21 protein-coding genes are annotated in these 20,713 nt (G+C 37.5%); 16 read left to right on the top strand and 5 right to left on the bottom strand.

What is annotated here, in order from left to right:
* The first annotated feature begins 27 nt into the window (after positions 1-27).
* From rnhA to BUB71_RS19475, 9 genes are all read left to right on the top strand, one after another.
* A complete protein-coding gene (gene rnhA, locus BUB71_RS06180) occupies positions 28-447 on the top strand; it encodes a ribonuclease HI (RefSeq protein WP_073153935.1) in 420 nt (139 codons plus the stop codon).
* Positions 448-504: 57 nt separating this feature from the next.
* Positions 505-1,620, top strand: coding sequence for a tRNA epoxyqueuosine(34) reductase QueG (queG, locus tag BUB71_RS06175; RefSeq protein WP_073154105.1), 1,116 nt, complete (start codon positions 505-507; stop codon positions 1,618-1,620).
* A 229-nt stretch (positions 1,621-1,849) separates the two neighbouring features.
* The gene (locus tag BUB71_RS06170; RefSeq protein WP_073153934.1) at positions 1,850-2,395 is read left to right on the top strand and encodes a methylated-DNA--[protein]-cysteine S-methyltransferase; all 546 of its coding nucleotides are present in this window, start codon (positions 1,850-1,852) and stop codon (positions 2,393-2,395) included.
* A 4-nt stretch (positions 2,396-2,399) separates the two neighbouring features.
* Positions 2,400-3,530: a hypothetical protein gene (locus tag BUB71_RS06165; RefSeq protein WP_073153931.1), complete on the top strand. Its 1,131-nt coding sequence runs from the start codon at positions 2,400-2,402 to the stop codon at positions 3,528-3,530.
* Positions 3,531-3,650: 120 nt separating this feature from the next.
* Positions 3,651-4,562: an amidase domain-containing protein gene (locus BUB71_RS06160; protein WP_073153928.1), complete on the top strand. Its 912-nt coding sequence runs from the start codon at positions 3,651-3,653 to the stop codon at positions 4,560-4,562.
* A 72-nt stretch (positions 4,563-4,634) separates the two neighbouring features.
* Positions 4,635-5,126, top strand: coding sequence for a tRNA (cytidine(34)-2'-O)-methyltransferase (locus tag BUB71_RS06155; RefSeq protein WP_175552302.1), 492 nt, complete (start codon positions 4,635-4,637; stop codon positions 5,124-5,126).
* A gap of 264 nt (positions 5,127-5,390) precedes the next feature.
* Positions 5,391-7,289, top strand: coding sequence for a PrkA family serine protein kinase (locus BUB71_RS06150; protein ID WP_073153925.1), 1,899 nt, complete (start codon positions 5,391-5,393; stop codon positions 7,287-7,289).
* A 35-nt stretch (positions 7,290-7,324) separates the two neighbouring features.
* Positions 7,325-8,476 (top strand): sporulation protein YhbH, encoded by a 1,152-nt coding sequence (gene yhbH, locus BUB71_RS06145; protein ID WP_073154103.1) that lies wholly within the window; start codon positions 7,325-7,327, stop codon positions 8,474-8,476.
* Positions 8,477-8,719: 243 nt separating this feature from the next.
* A complete protein-coding gene (locus BUB71_RS19475; protein WP_175552301.1) occupies positions 8,720-8,890 on the top strand; it encodes a hypothetical protein in 171 nt (56 codons plus the stop codon).
* An 84-nt stretch (positions 8,891-8,974) separates the two neighbouring features.
* Here the strand turns inward: BUB71_RS19475 and BUB71_RS06140 are convergent, their stop codons facing one another.
* Entirely contained in the window at positions 8,975-9,352 is a 378-nt protein-coding gene (locus tag BUB71_RS06140; RefSeq protein WP_073153922.1) for a VOC family protein, read from the bottom strand.
* 99 nt (positions 9,353-9,451) lie between these two features.
* Between BUB71_RS06140 and BUB71_RS06135 the strand changes: the two genes are divergently transcribed.
* Positions 9,452-10,156, top strand: coding sequence for a TetR/AcrR family transcriptional regulator C-terminal domain-containing protein (locus BUB71_RS06135; RefSeq protein WP_073153919.1), 705 nt, complete (start codon positions 9,452-9,454; stop codon positions 10,154-10,156).
* 95 nt (positions 10,157-10,251) lie between these two features.
* On the opposite strand, the gene BUB71_RS06130 is transcribed toward BUB71_RS06135, so the two are convergent.
* Both BUB71_RS06130 and BUB71_RS06125 read right to left on the bottom strand, forming a co-directional pair.
* The gene (locus BUB71_RS06130) at positions 10,252-11,346 is read right to left on the bottom strand and encodes a sensor histidine kinase (RefSeq protein WP_084731168.1); all 1,095 of its coding nucleotides are present in this window, start codon (positions 11,344-11,346) and stop codon (positions 10,252-10,254) included.
* The gene (locus tag BUB71_RS06125) at positions 11,343-12,062 is read right to left on the bottom strand and encodes a response regulator transcription factor (protein WP_073153916.1); all 720 of its coding nucleotides are present in this window, start codon (positions 12,060-12,062) and stop codon (positions 11,343-11,345) included. The genes BUB71_RS06130 and BUB71_RS06125 overlap by 4 nt, the downstream gene beginning before the upstream one ends.
* A 183-nt stretch (positions 12,063-12,245) precedes the next feature.
* On the opposite strand from BUB71_RS06125, the gene BUB71_RS06120 reads away from it, so the two are divergent.
* From BUB71_RS06120 to BUB71_RS06110, 3 genes are read left to right on the top strand one after another with little or no spacing between them, the layout of a single operon-like run.
* Positions 12,246-13,130 (top strand): ABC transporter ATP-binding protein, encoded by an 885-nt coding sequence (locus BUB71_RS06120; RefSeq protein WP_073153913.1) that lies wholly within the window; start codon positions 12,246-12,248, stop codon positions 13,128-13,130.
* Positions 13,127-14,692: an ABC transporter permease subunit gene (locus tag BUB71_RS06115; protein ID WP_073153910.1), complete on the top strand. Its 1,566-nt coding sequence runs from the start codon at positions 13,127-13,129 to the stop codon at positions 14,690-14,692. The genes BUB71_RS06120 and BUB71_RS06115 overlap by 4 nt, the downstream gene beginning before the upstream one ends.
* Positions 14,693-14,721: 29 nt before the next feature.
* Positions 14,722-15,228: a hypothetical protein gene (locus BUB71_RS06110; RefSeq protein WP_073153907.1), complete on the top strand. Its 507-nt coding sequence runs from the start codon at positions 14,722-14,724 to the stop codon at positions 15,226-15,228.
* Between the two features lie 187 nt (positions 15,229-15,415).
* Here BUB71_RS06110 and BUB71_RS06105 read toward each other — a convergent pair whose 3' ends face one another.
* Entirely contained in the window at positions 15,416-16,750 is a 1,335-nt protein-coding gene (locus BUB71_RS06105) for a sensor histidine kinase (protein WP_073153904.1), read from the bottom strand.
* The gene (locus BUB71_RS06100; protein WP_073153901.1) at positions 16,747-17,433 is read right to left on the bottom strand and encodes a response regulator; all 687 of its coding nucleotides are present in this window, start codon (positions 17,431-17,433) and stop codon (positions 16,747-16,749) included. The genes BUB71_RS06105 and BUB71_RS06100 overlap by 4 nt, the downstream gene beginning before the upstream one ends.
* 110 nt (positions 17,434-17,543) lie before the next feature.
* On the opposite strand from BUB71_RS06100, the gene BUB71_RS06095 reads away from it, so the two are divergent.
* The 3 genes from BUB71_RS06095 to BUB71_RS06085 all read left to right on the top strand — a co-directional run bounded on the left by BUB71_RS06095 (position 17,544) and on the right by BUB71_RS06085 (position 20,372).
* Positions 17,544-18,056, top strand: coding sequence for a hypothetical protein (locus tag BUB71_RS06095; RefSeq protein ID WP_073153898.1), 513 nt, complete (start codon positions 17,544-17,546; stop codon positions 18,054-18,056).
* A 322-nt stretch (positions 18,057-18,378) separates the two neighbouring features.
* The gene (locus BUB71_RS06090) at positions 18,379-19,287 is read left to right on the top strand and encodes a metal-dependent hydrolase (RefSeq protein ID WP_139278996.1); all 909 of its coding nucleotides are present in this window, start codon (positions 18,379-18,381) and stop codon (positions 19,285-19,287) included.
* A gap of 137 nt (positions 19,288-19,424) precedes the next feature.
* A complete protein-coding gene (locus BUB71_RS06085) occupies positions 19,425-20,372 on the top strand; it encodes a bile acid:sodium symporter family protein (protein ID WP_073153892.1) in 948 nt (315 codons plus the stop codon).
* The last annotated feature ends 341 nt before the right edge of the window (positions 20,373-20,713 follow it).

The following is a 20,713-nucleotide window of genomic DNA, read 5'->3' as shown; positions in this document are numbered from 1 at the left end:
TAAAAGAAACAAGAATTAGGTGAAGGAATGAAGAAAGTAGAAATATACACTGATGGAGCATGCTCAGGTAACCCAGGCATTGGTGGATGGGCGGCTGTACTTCTTTATGGTCAGCATCGTCGTGAAATATCAGGCGGTGAAAGCGAAACGACAAATAATCGGATGGAGCTTACAGCTGTAATCGAGGCCTTAAAAAAATTAAAAGAACCATGTGCAGTAACGATTTATTCAGATAGTGCCTATATTGTGAACTGTTTTCATCAAAAGTGGTATAAGAAGTGGGAGCAAAAAGGTTTTAAGAAAAATCCCGATTTATGGAAAGAGTTGCTTGCCTTAGTACAAGCCCATGAAGTAAATTTTGTCAAAGTAAAAGGACATAGTGATGTAGAGTTAAACAATCGTTGTGATGAACTTGCCAGAGCAGAAGTCATGAAGTTAAAACAATAGGAATACAAGGGATTGGAGAGAATCACTGTGAAAGGGCAAAGGCTGAAGGACTGGATTATGAAACAAGCAGCAGATATTGGGATTGATCAAATTGGTTTCGCCTCAGCCGATCCATTTGATGAATTGCGCCAACGATTGGTTCAGCATCGTGAGTTAGGTTATGAATCAGGTTTTGAAGAATCAGACCTAGATTTACGAACTTCTCCAAGTAAGAATCTCCCTTCGGTTAAGACGATTATTGCGATTGCTTTGGCATATCCAAGTCGAATGAAAAATCCTCCCCAGTCAGCTCCCGGTGCCTATCGCGGTATTTTTGCAAGAGCTTCTTGGGGAAAAGACTACCATCATGTGCTACGACAAAAACTAGACGAATTAGCAAATCGGATCAAAGAACGGATTCCTACGGCTGAATTGATGTCAATGGTCGATACAGGGGCTTTATCAGATCGAGCCGTTGCTCAGCGAGCTGGAATTGGCTGGAGTGGGAAAAATACTTCGATTATTACTCACAAATTTGGCTCATGGGTTTACTTAGGTGAGATGTTGACAAATCTATCTATTCCACCTGATCAACCGATTGAAGATGGCTGTGGTGACTGTAATCGATGTATTGAAGCATGTCCAACCGGCGCACTTGTTGGACCAGGTCAGTTAAATGCTAAGGCTTGTATCGCTTTTTTAACACAAACAAAAGAGTCTATTCCTACAGCCTGGCGTAAAAAAATAGGGAATCGCTTATATGGGTGCGATACTTGTCAAACTGTATGTCCAAAAAACCGAAAATTATCTTTTACACACCAAAAAGATTTTGCGCCTGACCCTGAAAGAGTAAAGCCATTGTTGAAACCATTACTCAAAATGAGCAATCGGGAGTTTCGACAACAATATTGTGAGATGGCGGGTTCATGGCGTGGGAAAAAACCAATTCAACGCAATGCCATTATTGCGCTTGCCCACTTTCGAGATCAATCGGCTATTCCTGATCTTGCCGAACTGCTCGCTTATGATCCTCGGCCTGTGATCCGCCAAACGGCTGCTTGGGCGTTAGGAGAGATTGGGGGAAGTCAAGCAGAGAAGGCTTTAAGGAAAGCCGAGCATGAAGAAGATGAACAAGTTGTACGTGAGGAAATTAATCAAGCATTGCAAACACTAGAGCAGCAGAATGAGAAATAGCATGATACTGTAGACAAACCCCACTACCAAGTCCAGATCGATGCATCGGCATACATCATGATCACGAGCAGATCAGATGACTTTGTCTACATGTGGGTACTTTCTTATCTGCTGCTTTAAAAATCTAGTGTATATATATAATTTTACACCTTTTCTCCATGTTTTGTCTTGTATATCCATGATAGCTTGATACTAGAAATTTATTATGAATAGGAAGGGAATTGTATAAATGGCTCAGGAACGGTTTGTATGGGATGTTTGGGACTCGCCAGTAAGTCGGCTGGTTTTTGTTGTTTCTACGCAAGGGCTTTATCGATTACAGTTTTCGTCCCAGACTTCACTGGCATTGATTGAGCAGGAGCTGCTCGACATATTGCCAAGCGATAGTAGTTTGGAGTATGACCAGGAAACAGTTGCCCCTTTTCTCCAGCAAGTTAAAGAATACTTTGCTCATAAACGGAAAACGTTTGATTTACCTTTGCATATGGTAGGCACTTCATTTCAACGTAGTACATGGGAAGCACTTCAGCAAATTCCTTTTGGACAAGTTTGTTCATATAAAGATATTGCTGTGCGTATTGGAAATCCAAAAGCAGTACGGGCGATTGGTGGTGCGAATAATAGAAACCCGATCCCTATCATTGTCCCATGCCATCGCGTCTGTGGCGCAAATGGGGATCTGGTGGGCTTTGGGAGTGGGATTGATCGAAAACAGTTTTTACTTGAGCACGAAGGGTTTGTAATTGAGAAAAACCGTTTGATGGAGGGAACTTGATAACATGAAAGTTGAATTAGAATATGAAAAGACAAATGGTAAAAATCCCTTACACTTGCTGCTCGATGTTGAAATCCCTTTTTCTGAAAAAGTAAAAGAACAGGTGGATCGTTTATGGGAACAGAGCCTGGAAGATCCAGAGAAGCGTCATCTTTTTGATGCAGATCGATGTGTAGTCGTTGATAAGCAAGAAATAAATGGGCGAGAAATATTTGTGCTAGCCAAGGTGAAGTATCGCTATATATATGTTTGGGAAAATTATGTTCTTAAAACAAAGGAGTCTGCTATTCAAGGATTAGGACCATTTGAGCATGCGAACCCAATCGGTAAGCTCTATCTACCTTTAGAAATGGACAAGGGCAATAGTGGACTTGGTGTAATGGACATAACAAACCGTTATACAGCATTAGGTGGATTTATAGATATTACTGATTGTACACAAACCAAGCTGCCGTCTGGGGATCATGCTTTGGTTCCGTTCAAGCCAAATGTACCTCTAGAATCAAGTCAATTTTTTCAACTTGCTGGCACTTTGAAAAAAATTGATTTATGGAAAGCAATTGATCGAAAAAAGCTCTCTCATATGGTACGTAAGCTGGATGAATGCGAACAGAATGGATTACCCATGATGACACCTGCACAAGCAAGTGTCATTCGAGAAGGGGGAGAAGAGGCAGGGATTAGCTGTAAAACTTATATGCCGATTGGGAAAGTAAACCTTATCGAAGTTGCATTTGGGAGAAAAATAAGACAATATGAATCATGGTATGTTTATCGACTGGTTCCTGAAAAAGAAAAGACATCAGATGAAGTGATAGAAGCATTTCGGAGATTTAGAAATTCAAAAAGTAACGAAGAGAAGGAGTTAAAAGAGTTAGATATCTTTCCAGATGAACTTACAGAATTAATAGTAAGAATGAAAAGAGAGCCAAGTCGTATGAGTGCACAAGCTGTTTTATTAACAATGATCAAGAATCTAGAAAATTCATCTATTCATCAGATATCAAGTAATTTTACTCAATCCAGATCAACAGATCCTGATTTAACAGCAGCTGTTGAGCAAGCATTAAAGAAAATGAAGCAACATAAACCGAAATCTCTCAACTTTGGTTTAGATGGAAAGGAACGAATATAAGCGATTTTTTATATCATCCTGCCCGATTGCCTTGATAATAAATCTCTTTAAAGTATGCATAATCAGTCGTCTATTTCTGTTCATTCGCTCATAGGCTTTAGCATGAGGAGTGTGAGCGTGATGGAACAAGAAGCATTACGAACATTACAAATGTGGTTAGAAAAAGTGGATCAGTGTTGGTTACACAGGGGAGAGTCGCTTGAAGGGCTAGAGCCAAAGTGTTGGAGTGATCAACTACACAAAACTCAGAAAAAAAGGCAAATTACCCCTTTAAAAGCGGAAACCCGGGTATTATCGTTAGATCAAACAACCCCTAAAACTTTATTAACCAAGATTGAACATCATCATCTCTATCAACAACAAGGACGAGTTTTTGAAGAGGCATGGCAAGAGTGGATTCAACTCGTCTATGCAAAAGAACGTGGGTTATGGGAGATTGTTTCTTTAGCAGGTGAGCAGCCCCTGCAAGGAAAAGCAACTTCTCAATTAGTACAACTCGCGATCATTGAACCTGCTGAAAAGGTTATGATTAGTCGCTATCGCCCTGATGAAGCGATCTCTTATGCAGAGACATATTGGAACACCTATAATTCTGATTACCTTTACTTCTCTGTAAACGATTGCACCAACTTTGTATCACAATCGCTGTTAGCTGGTGGCTTCCCAATGGAATTTTCCCGAAATCAAAACCGTGGCTGGTGGTATCGTCGGTCAGGAAAAAAACATACATGGAGCTATAGTTGGGCCGTTGCTCATTCTCTCTATAATTATCTACATCAAAAGAGTACGGGCAGACAATTGGTTCGTCAAATGTCCAGTCCGTTTGAACTTCAATTAGGGGATGTCATTTGCTATGATTGGGAGGGTGATGGGCGATGGGATCATAATGTCATCATCACTATGAAAGATGCTGAAGGAGCACCACTTGTAAATGCACATACCAATAATAGTCGCCGTCGTTATTGGGAGTATACCGACTCTGCTGCATGGACTCCGCAGACTCAGTATGCTTTCTTTCATATTGTCAGGTAATTGCCTCAACATCTTAATCATCACCATGATATACTATTTCAACAAGACTAACACAAAGGGGGATCAAAATATATGAATATCCCCAATCCTTTACCCGAAAGCCAGATCCATATTGTTCTGGTAGAGCCAGAGATTCCACAAAATACGGGGAATATTGCCCGCACCTGTGCAGTTACAGGGGCGACATTACATTTAATCCGACCATTCGGTTTTACCCTTGATGATCGAAAACTAAAGCGTGCCGGAATGGATTATTGGCATCAATTGCCCATTCATTATTATGATTCATTCCAAGAATTAGTTGATCGTTATCCAACAGGTAGATTTTTTTGCGCAACAACAAAAGGGGATAAGTTTTATACTGATTTCCATTATGCACCTGGAGACTTTTTTGTTTTTGGGAAGGAATCTAAGGGGTTACCAGTAGAAATATTGACTGCTCATCAGGATTCGCTTATTCGAATTCCCATGCGGAAAACATTACGTTCATTAAATCTAGCTACTTCGGTAGCCATTATTTCTTATGAAGCACTTCGTCAACTTAGTTTCCCAGATTTATTATAATGGGCAGTTTTATACATGATGTTGGAAGGGCTTTCAGACAAATTATATCCAATCAGATGAAATCTTGGGAAAAATATCCCAAGGTTTTTCTACCTTTCTTCCCTGAAATCTGATAATATTAAAGTAACAATGTAACTTTTACAGCATAATATATTGGAACATCCTTTATTTCTACCCTGCTTCAATCGTTATTTGAGTCCTTGTCCGAGTTATTTGTTTCTGGCGTCTAGTTTGTAAGATTGGACAGAGGGAGAGGAGGCTTCCATGGATATTTTACAGCGGATTGCCGAGTATCGTGACCGTGAGCAAAAGTTGCAATGGGAAGGAACATTTGCAGAGTATCTGGAAGTCGTAAAAAATCATCCTCAGGTAGCGCAAACTGCGCATTCAAGAGTTTACAACATGATTGCAAAAGCTGGAATTGATCAGGATGCGCAAGGAAGAAAAAAACACCTCTTTTTTAGCCAAGAGTTATTTGGATTAGATCGTGCCATTGAGCGGTTAGTAGAAGAGTATTTTCATTCTGCTGCAAGGCGACTTGATGTGCGAAAACGAATTTTGCTGTTAATGGGACCCGTTAGTGGCGGGAAATCTACAATTGTCTCCATGTTAAAGAAAGGTTTAGAAGAATATTCGCGGACAGATGAAGGCGCATTATACGCCATTAAAGGCTGTCCAATGCATGAAGAACCATTAAACCTCATTCCTCAAGAACTACGCCCCGAATTTGAACAAGAATACGGTGTTCGTATTGAAGGTAATCTTTGTCCCTCTTGTCGTCTACGGTTACGCGATGAATATGATGGAAAGATAGAAAATGCTATCGTTGAACGTATTTTGCTGACTGAAGATGATCGTGTTGGGATCGGAACCTTTAGCCCCTCAGATCCCAAATCTCAAGATATTGCTGATTTAACAGGAAGTATCGATTTTGCAACGATAACAGAGTACGGCTCTGAATCTGACCCACGAGCTTATCGTTTTGATGGAGAATTGAATAAGGCGAATCGTGGATTGATGGAATTCCAGGAGATGTTGAAATGTGATGAAAAATTTCTCTGGAATTTGTTATCTCTAACGCAGGAAGGGAATTTTAAAGCAGGGCGCTTTGCTTTGATTTCAGCCGATGAGTTAATTGTGGCTCATACAAATGAATCAGAGTACCGTTCATTTATCGCAAATAAAAAGAATGAAGCACTGCAATCTCGGATTATTGTTATGCCCGTTCCCTATAATCTCAAAGTCTCTGAAGAAGAACGAATCTATGAAAAGTTAATCCAACAAAGTGACCTAGTAAAAGTGCATATTGCCCCACATTCACTGCGTGCTGCTGCAATCTTTACCATCTTAACGCGGTTAAAAGAGTCGAAAAAGCAAGGTGTCGATCTACTGAAGAAGATGCGCATCTATGATGGTGAAGTCGTAGAAGGAATGAAAGATATCGATATAGACGAGTTGCAGAATGAATTTTTAAATGAAGGAATGTCAGGCATTGATCCGCGTTATGTGATTAATCGAATCTCAAGTGCTTTGATTCGAACAGATGCTGATTATATTACTGCTCTTGATATCCTGAGGTCATTGAAAGATGGATTGGATCAACACCCATCAATTACGGATGAGCAGCGAGAAAAATATCTGCACTTTATTTCAGTTGCCCGCAAAGAATATGACGAACTGGCGAAAAAAGAAGTCCAGAAAGCATTTGTTTATTCATATGAAGAATCGGCTAAAACCTTACTTGATAACTATTTAGATAACGTAGAAGCCTATTGTAACTGGTCGAAAATTCGTGATCCGATCACTGGAGAAGAACTAGAACCTGATGAAAAATTAATGCGTTCTATAGAAGAACAGATTGGTATCTCTGAAAATGCTAAGAAGGCATTTCGTGAGGAGATATTGATTCGGATCTCTGCTTTTGCTCGGAAAGGAAAACGATTCGATTACAATAGTCATGAGCGTCTACGGGAAGCGATTCAGAAAAAATTGTTTGCCGATTTGAAAGATGTGGTAAAAATAACTACATCGACTAAAACACCTGATGAAAACCAGCTCAAAAAGGTGAACGAAGTGATTGCCCGGCTGGTAGAGGATTATGGTTATACGCCAGCAAGTGCAAACGAGTTGTTGCGTTATGTAGGTAGCTTGCTCAATCGCTAGCCGTTTGAGACGAAAAACGGGAGGTGAAGATGAAAATGAAGCACCCCCTTTTTATCGTTTCCCAGGAGGATTGGTCCCTGCACCGCAAAGGATATCAAGATCAGATGCGTCATCAAGAAAAGGTAAAGGAAGCCATTCGCAAAAATTTACCCGACTTAGTCAGCGAAGAAAGTATTATCATGTCCGATGGTAAGCAGGTTGTAAAAATCCCCATCCGTTCTATGGAAGAATACCGTTTACGCTACAATATGAATAAAAGTAAGCATGTAGGTCAAGGTGACGGAAATAGTAAGGTTGGAGATGTACTCGGACGTGAGCAAACTAAGCAGCGGGGGCCTGGGAAAGGTCAAGGAGCAGGTGACCAAGCTGGGGTCGATTACTATGAGGCTGAAGTGTCTGTTGAAGAGCTTGAATCCATCCTATTCGCAGAGATGGAACTACCTCATATGAAACAAAAAGAGCAAGATGAAATCACTGTTGAAAAAATTATGTTTAATGATGTTCGAAAAAAAGGCCTAATGGGCAATATCGATAAAAAAAGAACGCTGCTTACAGCGATTAAACGAAATGCAATACATGGGAAAAAGAAGGAAATTCGACTCTCAGTTGATGATTTACGCTTTAAGACATGGGATGACGTGATTGTCCCCCATTCAAATGCAGTTGTCATTGCCATGATGGACACAAGTGGTAGTATGGGCGTGTTTGAAAAATATATCACACGTAGCTTTTTCTTTTGGATGGTTCGCTTTCTTCGTACGAAGTATGAAAATGTGGAAATTGTTTTTATCGCTCACCATACTGAAGCAAAAGAGGTGAGTGAGGAGTTATTCTTTACCAAAGGGGAAAGCGGTGGAACAATTTGTTCCTCAGCCTACAGGAAAGCATTGGAGATCATTGGTGAACGCTATCCGCCAAGTCGGTATAATATTTACCCCTTCCACTTCTCTGATGGAGATAACCTCACTTCAGATAATGAACGTTGTATGAAACTTGTTAAAGAGCTGATCGACTGTTCGAATATGTTTGGCTATGGTGAAGTGAACCAATATAATCGTAGTTCGACTATCTTACAAGCATTTCGCCACATCCAACACCCGCGTTTTATGCATTATGTGATTCGTGAGAAAGGTCAAGTCTATCATGCGTTAAAGCATTTTTTTCAGAAGAAGGAAAAAGTAGGGTAATAAAAATCGCCTTCTCTGTGCAAAAGGGGGAGGCGATTTTTTTTCGTCTTACTGATGCGAACATCCCAAAAATTTGACGTTATCACACATGTGGAGTGTCAATGATCAAATGATGTAAAGAATACATCTTTTAAGATCTGTTTTGCTCTTCTTAAACTACTTTTAGATAAGACAGAGCGACGTTTCACTTGTCTCTAGATTTACGATATCTCTCCATATAAATAAATCCTAATGATCTCAAGATTGTTTTGGCTGTATCCTGGACAGTTATATCAATACAACCGTTCCAGCGCCATTCTCCAAGCATTTCACCGTATCCATCATCCGCGTTTTATGTACTATGTGATGCGTGAGAAAGGTCAAGTCTATCATGCATTGAAGCATTTTTTTAAAAAGCAGGAAGCTGCTGGTTGATGAAGTATATGGAGATCGCCTTCTCAAATCATGTTTAAGAAGGCGATTTTTCTTTTGATAGTTTTCTATCAATGAATATAGTTTCTAACTCGCCTTATCTAAATAGGTGATCTCAAACAGAATTCCATCCAGTGCTCTGAAATAGATGGTATAACCACCTCTCATATTTCTTGGTTCACTGTCTATTTCAATACCAGCAACTTCTTGAAGGCGTCTGTACATTTGATCAACTTCATCTGGTGTTTCTACAAAAAATCCAACATGAAAATCTTTCGGATACTCAGGGGGCTCATTACCAAAAGCTTTAGGATTGCTTAGTACGAGAGTGAAGCCATGATCATCATTCAAAACAGCAGTAGCTTCTCCCCTTCTAGCTAATGTTTTAAAGCCGAAAAGATTCTCGAAAAAATTCTGTGATTCAGTTATGTCTGTTACACAAAGATTTAAATGTTGTAGTTTCATTCATTTGTCTCCTATTAATTGAACTATGTTTAATTATAATTGAACATTGTTATATTATTTGATTATGATATGATTGTCAAGAAAAAGGAGATTGGAGCTTTGGCTAGACGAAGAAGAAAAGAGAATGAGCCACTTCTTGATCAAAGACGAATTGTTATAGTAGCTTTAGAACTGTTAGATAAAGTTGGACTTAATCAATTAACCATGAGAAAGTTAGCGGAGTCTTTAGGAATACAAGCAGGAGCCTTATATTGGCATGTGAAAAATAAAGAGGAACTTTTAGAGTTACTCGTTGATGAGATTAGTTCAAAGATTATTTGGTCTGACGATGAGATTTCATGGAAAGAAGTAATTACAAGCTGGGCACAGAGTTTTAGAGATGTACTACATGCTTATCGAGATTCTGTGGAGATATTTAACAGTAGTACCATATCAACAAGTTATAGTCGTTTTCAACAAATTGAAAACTTATTTCATGTTTTATCTAAAGCTGGATTTCATGATGATGATATTCCTTGGATGGCTTCAATGATTAAAAACTACATACTTGGGTTTGTTTCAGAAGAGGTTCGATTTCAAAAGATTATAGAGAGAAAAGGACAAACTGTTGAGGAATTAGGAGAAGATACAAATAAAATGTATCAAGCTCTGCCAAAAGATTCTTTTCCATTTATGAGACAATTATCTCCATATATGACAAGTCCAAATTGGGAACGAGAGTTTAACTTGGGAATAAGCGTGTTACTAGATGGATTTACTGTAAAACTTAAAAACGATTCTAAAAAGGGACAATCTGTGCGATAAGTTTTTTTATACGCAAATAATATGATCTTATGATTTATGTTTTGTCTTCATATAGGGTGATTAGGGCTGGTTTTGATTCTACTAGTAGAGTTCTATTACTGTTTCAGTGGAAGAGAAATAGAGATGGTGGTGCCCTGTCCCTGCTGACTGGTTACCTCAATATTTCCATTGTGTGCAAGGATTAGCTGTTTTGAGATCGCCATTCCAAGACCAGTCCCTTTGATTGAGCGTAAGGTTGTTTTCGCTCGGTAATATTTATCAAATAAATGCTTCTTTGTTTCTTCGTTCATGCCTATCCCATTATCTTTAATGGTGATATAAAGGCAATCCGCTTGGTAGATATGAATACAGATTGTTGTTTTAGGAGGATTATGTAGTACTGCATTCATAATCAGGTTATATAAAATTCGTTTTAATAGCTTTGGATCAAAGTCTATATCAATCTGACCTTGTTTTACTTCAAACTGAAAACAATGCTCTTTCGAGAGTGGATCATTTGCGATATCGACAATGATACGTCTTACAAATTCAATGATATTATATGTATCTGTGTTCAATGGGATTTCTGAATCTTCCAACTGGAAGGATATATTCAGATCATCTATTAGTTCCTCTAAAAGCATCGATTTTTGTTGAATTCGTTGAACAAAATCTCTCTTCTCTTGGTTGCTCCAAACATATTGAGCAGACAAGTACATGGAGGAATAGCTGGTGATATATGTGAGCGGAGTTTTTAAATCGTGTGAAATGCCCGCTCCCCAATCTTTTTTGAGCTGGTCGATCCGTTCTTGTTCTCTTTGGTTTTTTTGTAAAACTTGTGTAAGTTTATGCATATGAGTAAAAACATCTTCATATAAGCGGAAATGGATTTTCAGTTTTCCGTTTCTTTGATAGAATTTCTTCATATCAGAAGGATATTGATAATGATTGTTTGCTAAATTGGAAATCCATAACATTAAATGGATGAGTGGTTTTCCAAGGAACCATACATACCAACCACAAAAAAGTAAAATGCCAGAGAAAAAAGTAAGCATAAAAAAGAGATCGCCTTGTCCTTTTTCCAAGCCAATTAATGTTTTTCCTTTGTCGATAATGATTATGCTTGTAATTCCGATTACTACTATCATAGTGAATAGTAAAGATACAATAAAGAAGATATGAATCCCTATGCGAAAGTGTAATTTGCTCATTGGTCACCTCTGCTGGGTGGTATGAATTTATAGCCTAAGCCCCTTAGATTTACGATGATCTGCGGTTTTTTAGGGTTTAACTCAATTTTTTTGCGCAGTTTGGAAATATGCATCACAACTGTTTTTTCATCGCCTACATATGAATATCCCCAAACAGTTTCATATAGTTGGTTTGTAGTAAATATACGGTTAGGGTGTTTGCAGAAAAAAGTAAGCAATTCAAATTCTTTAGCTGTATGTGGAATTTCTTCTCCATTGACGATGATTCGCCCCTCGTCTGGATAAACGATTAAAGATCCATAATCCCAAATCGTAGTAGCACTTGTCTGAGAGGATGCTTTGTATATGTTTTGTCTACGTAATTGAGCATGGATTCGTGCCATTACTTCAAGTGGATGAAATGGTTTTGTAATATAATCGTCTCCACCTATTCCAAATCCCGTTAACTTATCTAGATCACTTGAACGAGCGCTTACAAATAGAATCGGAATCTGTGTATATAAACGAATTTGACTACATAATTGAAATCCATCCATGTCAGGAAGTGATACATCTAATATGATCAAATCTAACTTCGAATTTTTTACAATGGATAATGCTTCTTCACCCGATGTAGCTGTTTTAATCTCTTTGAATCCTTCCTTTTTCAGTAAAATGTTGAATATATCTAAGATCCCTTGCTCATCGTCAACTAATAAAATTTTTTCGTTTCTCAATCTACACCATCCTTTTAAACACCAAATGAAAGAAGAGACCCCAGATGGAGTTTCTTTTTTTTGATCAGCAATTAGTAGATTTTATTTAAATTTGGTTTCTGTTTTACTTTGATTTTACTTTTAACACTTACAATTGATAGAAAGTAAAACATATCATACATCTTACATGATGGAGGGCAATAAATGGAACTACATATCGATCGTGTTTCAAAACGATATAAAGGAAATGTTTTGGCAGTAGATCAAGTATCATTGTGTTTGCAACCTGGGGTAATCGGATTACTTGGGCCAAATGGAGCTGGTAAATCATCATTGATGAGAATTTTGACTACAGTTATGAAACCGACTGACGGACAAGTTTTATGGAATGGCGTGGATGTAACCAAAAATCCTAACGAATTACGGAAAGTACTCGGTTATCTACCCCAAGATTTTGGCGTGTATCCGCATTTAAATGCAGTAGAATTTCTACAATATATGGCCGCAATAAAAGGAATTTCAAGTCGTCAAGCAAAAAAACGTATCAATGATCTTTTACAGCTTGTTCATTTGACTGAATCATCTAGAAGACCATTGGGGGGCTATTCTAGTGGGATGCGTCAACGTGTTGGTATTGCCCAAGCATTGTTAAATGATCCAGCACTATTAATTGTGGATGAGCCTACTGTAGGTTTGGACCCTGAGGAAAGAGTTCGTTTTCGAAACCTACTCTCTGATTTATCAGGTGATAGAATCGTGCTTTTTTCCACGCATATCGTGTCTGATATTGAATCGACAGCTAATCAGATAGCTGTGATGCAAAAAGGAAAAATACTTTCACATACTGATCCAGAAACAATGTTGGAGGAAATTCAAGGGAAAGTATGGGAGATGATCATTCCGAGCGATAAAATGCTTGAAGCAAAGAAAAAATGGTTAATTAGTGGAACCATTCGACGAACTGAAGGAATGCAAATTAGGGTTGTCAGCCATGAGACACCGACAATGGATGCAATAAAAGTCTCTCCAACGCTCGAAGATGCCTATCTGTTTAAGATTTCAACAAGAACCATGAGGGTCGCATCATGAACACGGTTATTCAGATCGCCTATGCTGATTTTTTAGAAAGAGTGAGGAGATCTAATTTTCTACTAACAGTGTTTATAACAATTATATTGGCCTATGTTTTTTGCCCGCCACGAAATGGTGGCTATGTTACTTTGATTTTCGGCGAGAATTATGTGGGACTTTTTAACTCAGCATGGATGGGTACTTCTGTTGCGATATCGATATCAATATTCTTTAGTTTGATCGGTTTTTATGTGGTATCAAATGCATTACAAGTAGATTTGGAGACCAAAGTAGGGGAAATGATCGCTGCATCTCCACTTCACAAAACCAAGTATCTGCTCGCAAAGTTTTTAAGTAATCTTGCAATCCTAAACGTTATTGTGTTGATTACCATGCTTACAGCGATTGCGATGCAATTAATAAGAGGCGAAGATTACCATGTACACCTATGGGCTTATTTTGCTCCTTTTGTATTTATGCTTCTTCCAGGTATGGCGGTAATAGCAGCAATTGCCGTTTTATTTGAAGGGATACCTTTATTACGTGGAACGATTGGCAACATTTTATATTTCGTTGTCTGGGGATTTATTATATTCTCAAGTTTTAAACCCATTTCACTTACTTCATTGATAACAATAAGTGATTTATTCGGTCAAGGGATTGCAATCACTGACATAGTAGCAACGTTGCAAGAAAAGTTTCCAAAGTATAGTGGGCTTTTCTCGAATGGTTTGACAACAATCGACCAAAAGGCAGATGTCTTTATTTGGCAAGGTGTGCATTGGAACTTTTCTTTGATAATGGGTCGTTTTCTATGGATTTTATTCGCTGTTATTCTAGTACTCATTACATCACTGTTTTTTCATCGTTTTCAACAGGGTCAAATACTGAATAACAAAAGAAAGAAAGATAATTTAGATAAAAATAAGGTAGATGCATCTACATCAACTGTGTCATTCTCTATCATTCGTTTAACGCCGGTAAAAAAACAATTCTCAAATCTATCTATTTTGTTTGCAGAGTTGAAATTAATGCTTCAAGGATTACGGTGGTGGTATCTAGTCGCCCTTGGTTTAGTTGTGTTGAGTTTCATCTTACCATTTGCGTTTGTAAAAACAGTTGTCTGGCCAGTCCTTTGGCTATGGCCATTATCTATCTGGTCAGCAATGGGGACTCGAGAGAAAAAGTACAAAACAGAAGAACTGATCTACTCTTCACCTAACATTATGACAAAATTATTCCCGAGCACTTGGTTTTCAGGTGTTGTTATTACTGGTTTCATTAGCTCAGGGATTGCTGTCCGGTGCATTTTGGAAGGTGACATGACAGGATTATTCGTCTGGTTAGTGGGAACTTTCTTTATACCAACACTTGCATTAACTTGTGGAGTAATCACTGGTAACAGCAAATTATTTGAAGTCATATACCTGAGTATTTGGTATATGGGGCCCTTAAATCAATTGCCTATCTTTAATTTTTTAAATACAAAAGTATCGATAACTGCATTGGTTTATCTGATCATCACTATATTCCTATTATTAATCTCTCTTTTCTTAAAAAAGAGGAAACTGAATTCATAAATTCGTAGCATGAATGGAGGTTGAATATAATGAGAAAAGGGAAAGCGTCTAAGCTCATTCTAACATGTATTATTTTGGTTACCACTGGATTGGTCGGCTGCTCTTTGAGCACAGATCAAGTGAATATGATCAAAGAGGAGTCTGGGGAATCTATTAGGCAAGTGAAACTAGATATCACTGATGCAGAGCTTTTAATTAAAGAAAGCAATGACTTAAACGTACATGCTCAGTTATCTGGTTCAAAAGCTAGTGCAGATCAAGCAGTATTAACCACATCTGTAAAACATTCAATTCTAGAGGTAAAAGCTGCCTATGTAGAAGGTTCTTACATTGATTTAAATAAGGAGACTCTTAATGATCAAACGGGTGTTAAACTTACTTTAAGTTTACCAAAAAAGCAATTTGATCAAATACAAGTAAATATACCAAAGGCTAATTCAAGCATTAAGATACGTGTTAAAGGTAAATTAGAAAATATTGACAAGAAAACACCAAAAGTTGATTCTTTATTTGGTACGATATATATCAAGAGATAGAATGTTAATTGATTAAAGGTAGTGAAAGAAAGTTATGTTAAGGCTCTGAGTAGTGATCAGAAGGTACATGGGCTGTTAATTGGGTGAATTAAAAAAATACAATATCAAGTTCATGAGATTGTATTTTTTATCAACAGTACATGTAGCTGAAATAGCTAAAGAATCAAAAATAACAGACCGGTCGAAGTTATTTAGGGAGATACAAAGTAAATGTACTACCTTTCCCTAGCGTACTTTTTACTTTTATTCTTCCTCCATGCAGTTTTACTAGCTGTTTTACAATGGCTAATCCTAATCCCATTCCACGTCGATTGAGCGTTTGTGTCTTATTTGAACGGTAAAATCGTTCAAATATATAAGGAATTTCATCATCTGGAATTCCGCTACCGTTATCATGTATTTCTACACAAATTGTTGAAGGTTTGAGCTTGCATTCATCGATTTTAATTGTGACATTACTGTTGGTTTCTGAGTAATAGATTGCGTTTGCGATGAGATTATAAAAAACTTGCATCATTCGTTCAGGGTCTACATTGATGACTGGATTAAATGAGGAAGCAGCGTTCACTTGAATCTCTATTTCTTTTCCTTCAATTATAGGTTGTAGCTTATGGATTACTCTCCTAACTAAGTGTAGGAGATTTATTTTTTCTTTTTTAAGCGATAAATTACCAGTATCAGATAAAGCCAATTGAAAGAGGTCGTCGACTAAACGTGATAGTCGCATGATTTCATCTTGTAAAGATAAAAATGATTCAGGTGAAGGAATTTGATTGGTATGTTGAATTAGCTCGAGTTGACCTTTCATGATGGTTAGCGGTGTACGTAATTCATGAGCAACATCAGCAATTAGCTGTTTCTTTAGTTTTTCAGCTCTAGCTAATTTTTTGCTCATTTGATTAAATTCGTTTAGTAAATCTGTAATCTCGTCTTTAGACTGAGGATAATGTAGTTCAATAGATTCCCCATCTGAAATTTTCTGTATGCCTAAGAACAGAGAATGCAGAGGTTTCGTGATTTGGTGTGAAAACCAAAAAGCAACAATGACTGCCAAAATGAGGGTGAGAATAATCGCTAGCGGTATAGTAGAAAGAAAGATTGATTGATAATCCTCCTTGATTTCCTCCGTTTTTAACTGATTTTTACTCAGTATATATAAATAAGCTATTGCCTGTCCCTTATTTTTCAACGTATATCGTTGCCCTTTTTTTTGAATTGTATTTGGCGAGAGATTTCCATGAATAAAGAGAATTTTATCTCGTGTTGCTGTTTGTAATAAAATATCTTGAAGTTCGGGATCCGTTATAAAAGTTGATTGTTTTTCGACTCCTTTCCATGAGTGTTTGGAGAGATAATAATGTTCGAATTTATTTGTCAGTCTTTCTATTTGATAAATATGATGCCGGTAGTATTTTCTATTGCTAATTTCATTGAAATAAAGTTTTAAGGTGATAAATAAACAACTTACCATTAATAGAATGATTATCATCATTGATAAGAAAATTTTCCATCTCAGCTTCATGTAGGATCACCAAATCGGTATCCAAATCCAAAAACTGTTTGAATATATTTAGGATTTGCAGGATTATCTTCGATTTTTTTGCGAAGTTTACTTATATGCCCATCTATGGTTCTTTCATCAAAATAAAAAGAATCTCCAATAGCGTGTTCTAATAATTGCATGCGACTAAACACAATTCCTGGGTAACTAGCTAACGTATATAGAATTTTAAACTCAGTTGGTGTTAATTCAATCATTTGCTTTTTTTTGGTTACTAAATACTTCTTTTGATCAATTACTAAATCCTGATAATGGATAGTGGGTGAAATCTGGATTGAATCTTTCATTCGACGAAGCAATGCACGAATACGAGCTGCAAGCTCACGATAACTAAATGGTTTTGTCAAATAGTCATCTGCTCCTACCTCTAAACCAATGATACGATCAATTTCTTCCTTTTTAGCGGTTACCATAATAATGCCATATGTTCCCCTTTGACGAAGAACTTGACAGACTTCAATCCCGCTCATTTCAGGTAGCATCCAGTCTAATATTACAATTTTTGGTTGGAATTGGTTCGCTTTTTTGAGCGCCTCTTTGCCAGTTGAAGCCGTTATTATATGAAATCCTTCCTTTTGTAGAAAGGTTTGTAACGTTTGCAATACGCTTGGTTCATCATCAACAATTAGTATAGTTGGATTCACGTTTCTTCTCTCACTTCCTTCATCAGTAATGATATAAAATCAATATTTCCACCATAAGATCACCATATTTTCTTGATAATCTTTAGAAAAATCAAGAAGGAGCTTAGCTCATGTCTAGAAAACAGCGACTATCACAAAAAAAGAAGCAATGGTTAGTGATTTTACATGTATTGTTGATTTTTGTGTGGTTTAGTGGATCTATAACTACCTTTACATTGGGAGTATATGTGATGAATGTAAAGGATGGAGCTGAATTATTAATGACCTATGATCATATCCATATGATCGATCTTTATCTCATTCGTTTTCCAGCATTAGGTGTTCTCATTTCAGGAGTTATCCTTTCTATTTGGACACATTGGGGATTGACGAAGTATTATTGGGTGATGACAAAGGAAGTCTTAACTATCTTAGTGATAGTATTGGGCTCATTTGGTGTAAACACTTGGGTAACAGATAATGTGATGATTCTCTTTGCTCATGAATCTGGGAGTTTTGTGAATTCGCAATTTGCTTGGAATCAATCTGCGATTATCATGACTTCAATCATTCAACTATCTGCGATGATATTTATGACAATGATTTCTTATCTTAAACCATGGGGAAAAAGAAGACAATCTTAGAAAGAGGATGCCATGCTATAATTAAGGTTTAAAAATTTAGATTATAGAATCTCCCCAGAAGAAAAGTTCATAGAAGAAAAATCCCTATTTGATAGAAAATTAGGTTTGCTCTCTGTGTGAATGGAGAGTGTTTTTTATATTGTCTACTATATTTCAGATAAGTAAGATCGGCTTATGAGTATGCGAAAAGTCATGATTGTTTCTATATCTGGATAGATGTGAGAGATTCGTAAATCTGCTACCCTAAAGAGGAAGTAGAAGGATAGATAGGAGCATGTTTTATTAGATCGACTCTATTGGAGGAACAAAAGAGAGATAAGGTGTGAGCAAAAGCATGGATACTTTATCACATGGATTATTTGGTTATGTGATGTATAAATCAATTTCAAAAGAGAATATGAGTAAAGCAGAGAAGAAAGCTATTTTATTTACAGCTCTGGTGAGTAATCAGATTCCAGATATCGATGTTCTGATCAATTTAACAGAAATTGGTCGTATGATGGAACTTGTCTGGCATCGCGGACTGACGCATTCTATCTTTATAGTCCCATTGTGGGCATGGTTAATAGGAAGTTGTGTACGATGGATTTGGAAGAGTAAGCAAAAGAAGATTTATTATTATGCGGCATTGGGTGTGTTGATTCATATTACAAGCGATTTGTTCAATACATGGGGAACAGGCTATTTTGTACCTTTTTCATCTCAGAAATACTCAATTGGGACGATTTCAATTATCGACTTTGTTTTTTGGGGGATCGCTTTACTAGGTTGGTTGATAGCCAAGTATAAAAAACAGCTTTCAGCGCGTCGGATTTTCCAAGTCGCTGCTCTCTTCATGTTCATACATTTTTTGTTACAGACTTCACTTGGATTATGGTTCGAGTGGCAGGAAAGTAGAGAGTATAATCAGGTTGAATTGACCGCTTCGTTTGTTCCCTATACTTTTCAAATTGTAGGCAAAGTAGGGAATCGGATTGATATAAATGAAAAATCAATATTTCATAAAACAAAGAGGTTACAGACATTTTATTCAGCAGATCATTTAAATTTACAATCAGTATTTCAACATCATTTAAAAGCGAAGATCTTATATGATTGGGCCCCTCTTGATTTAATTATTGATGAAGGAAATCGTGTTCGCATAGTAGATCCTCGTTTCTACAACAAACGAAATGGAACTTTTCTTCAGGAAGAAGTTGTTCTAAAAAACAAAAAAAAGCCTGTCAAGTGAAATAAACATTTGAAGCTGCTTGTCTCATGGTTTACTTCTAGCTAATAAAATACCAGCCCATTTTGTAAAATAATGCCATATGTTATATTATACAAATCTGTTAAATTAAACAAAGAATAAAGTTGGAGGAACAGATTATGGCTATTATTTCCAAAATTAGTTCATTTGCTGGGAAAACATTTACTTTATGGGTTCTTCTTTTTGCTGTTATTGCTTATTTTAATCCAGATGGATTTAAGTGGATTGGCGATTATGTGATCCCGTTATTAGGTATTGTTATGTTTGGAATGGGACTTACCATATCAGCGGACGATTTTAAAGAAGTATTCCGACGACCACGAGATGTTGCCTTAGGGGTCGTAGGGCACTATGTGGTCATGCCTTTAATAGCTTTTTTACTAGCTACCTTTTTAGATTTACCAAAAGAGGTGGCGATTGGTGTTATTCTGGTAGGATGTTGTCCAAGTGGTACAGCGTCGAATGTAATGGTCTTTTTAGCACGGGGTGATGTTCCACTTGCTGTCTCGATCGCTTCTGTCTCAACACTCTTAGCTCCTATTGTAACGCCGTTACTCATTTTGTTACTTGCTAGTAAATGGGTAGATATACACTTCTGGTCGTTGTTCCTTTCCATTGTTCAAGTTATCATTATTCCGTTAGCACTCGGTTTTCTCGTGCAGAAATTTTTTGGCAAACAGACCAAAGCGGCAGTACAAGCATTACCTCTTATTTCGGTTATTGCCATTGTAATGATTGTAAGTGGGGTAGTAGCTGGTAGCCAAGAGAAGTTAGCTGCAACCGGGTTGATGATTTTTGCTGTTGTTATTTTGCATAATCTCCTTGGATTTTTACTCGGTTTTTTATTTGCTCGTCTGTTTGGGATGGATTTAGCAAAACAGAAAGCTGTTGCGATGGAAGTAGGGATGCAAAATTCGGGACTTGGAGTCGCAATCGCTACAGCCCATTTTTCGCCTTTAGCAGCCGTACCTAGTGCAATTTTTAGTGTCTGGCATAACCTTTCTGGTTCCATTTTGGCACAGGTTTTCAGTCGAATGAAAGATAAGAAAACAAGCACAAAAGAATAGCAAGAAGAGCCTCTAGTTACTCTCTAGAGGCTTCAGATTGTAGACAAAGTATCAACTTCTCTGTTTTCTAGAGTCATGGTTACGCATTTCGCCTCCAGTTCAGGCTACGAAGGTGTATTCAAGGCGCCGCGACTGCTCGCTCAGGGCGGTATCAACTCGGATGTCGCGTCATAGTGAGACTTGCAGCGTTAGCTGCTTAGCGAAACTTGTGCACGGAGTGTGCAGACAGTACTACCGCCTATTCTTCGCTACACAGTCGCGACTTTGTAGCGCCTGAAAGTCGGCTACATTGCGAACCATTTCCTCATGGGAATCATACATCTACTTTGTCTAATTCGCTT

This window comes from Seinonella peptonophila (assembly GCF_900129355.1).
Taxonomy (GTDB): domain Bacteria; phylum Bacillota; class Bacilli; order Thermoactinomycetales; family Thermoactinomycetaceae; genus Seinonella; species Seinonella peptonophila.
This window is presented reverse-complemented; position numbering and strand designations above follow the sequence as displayed.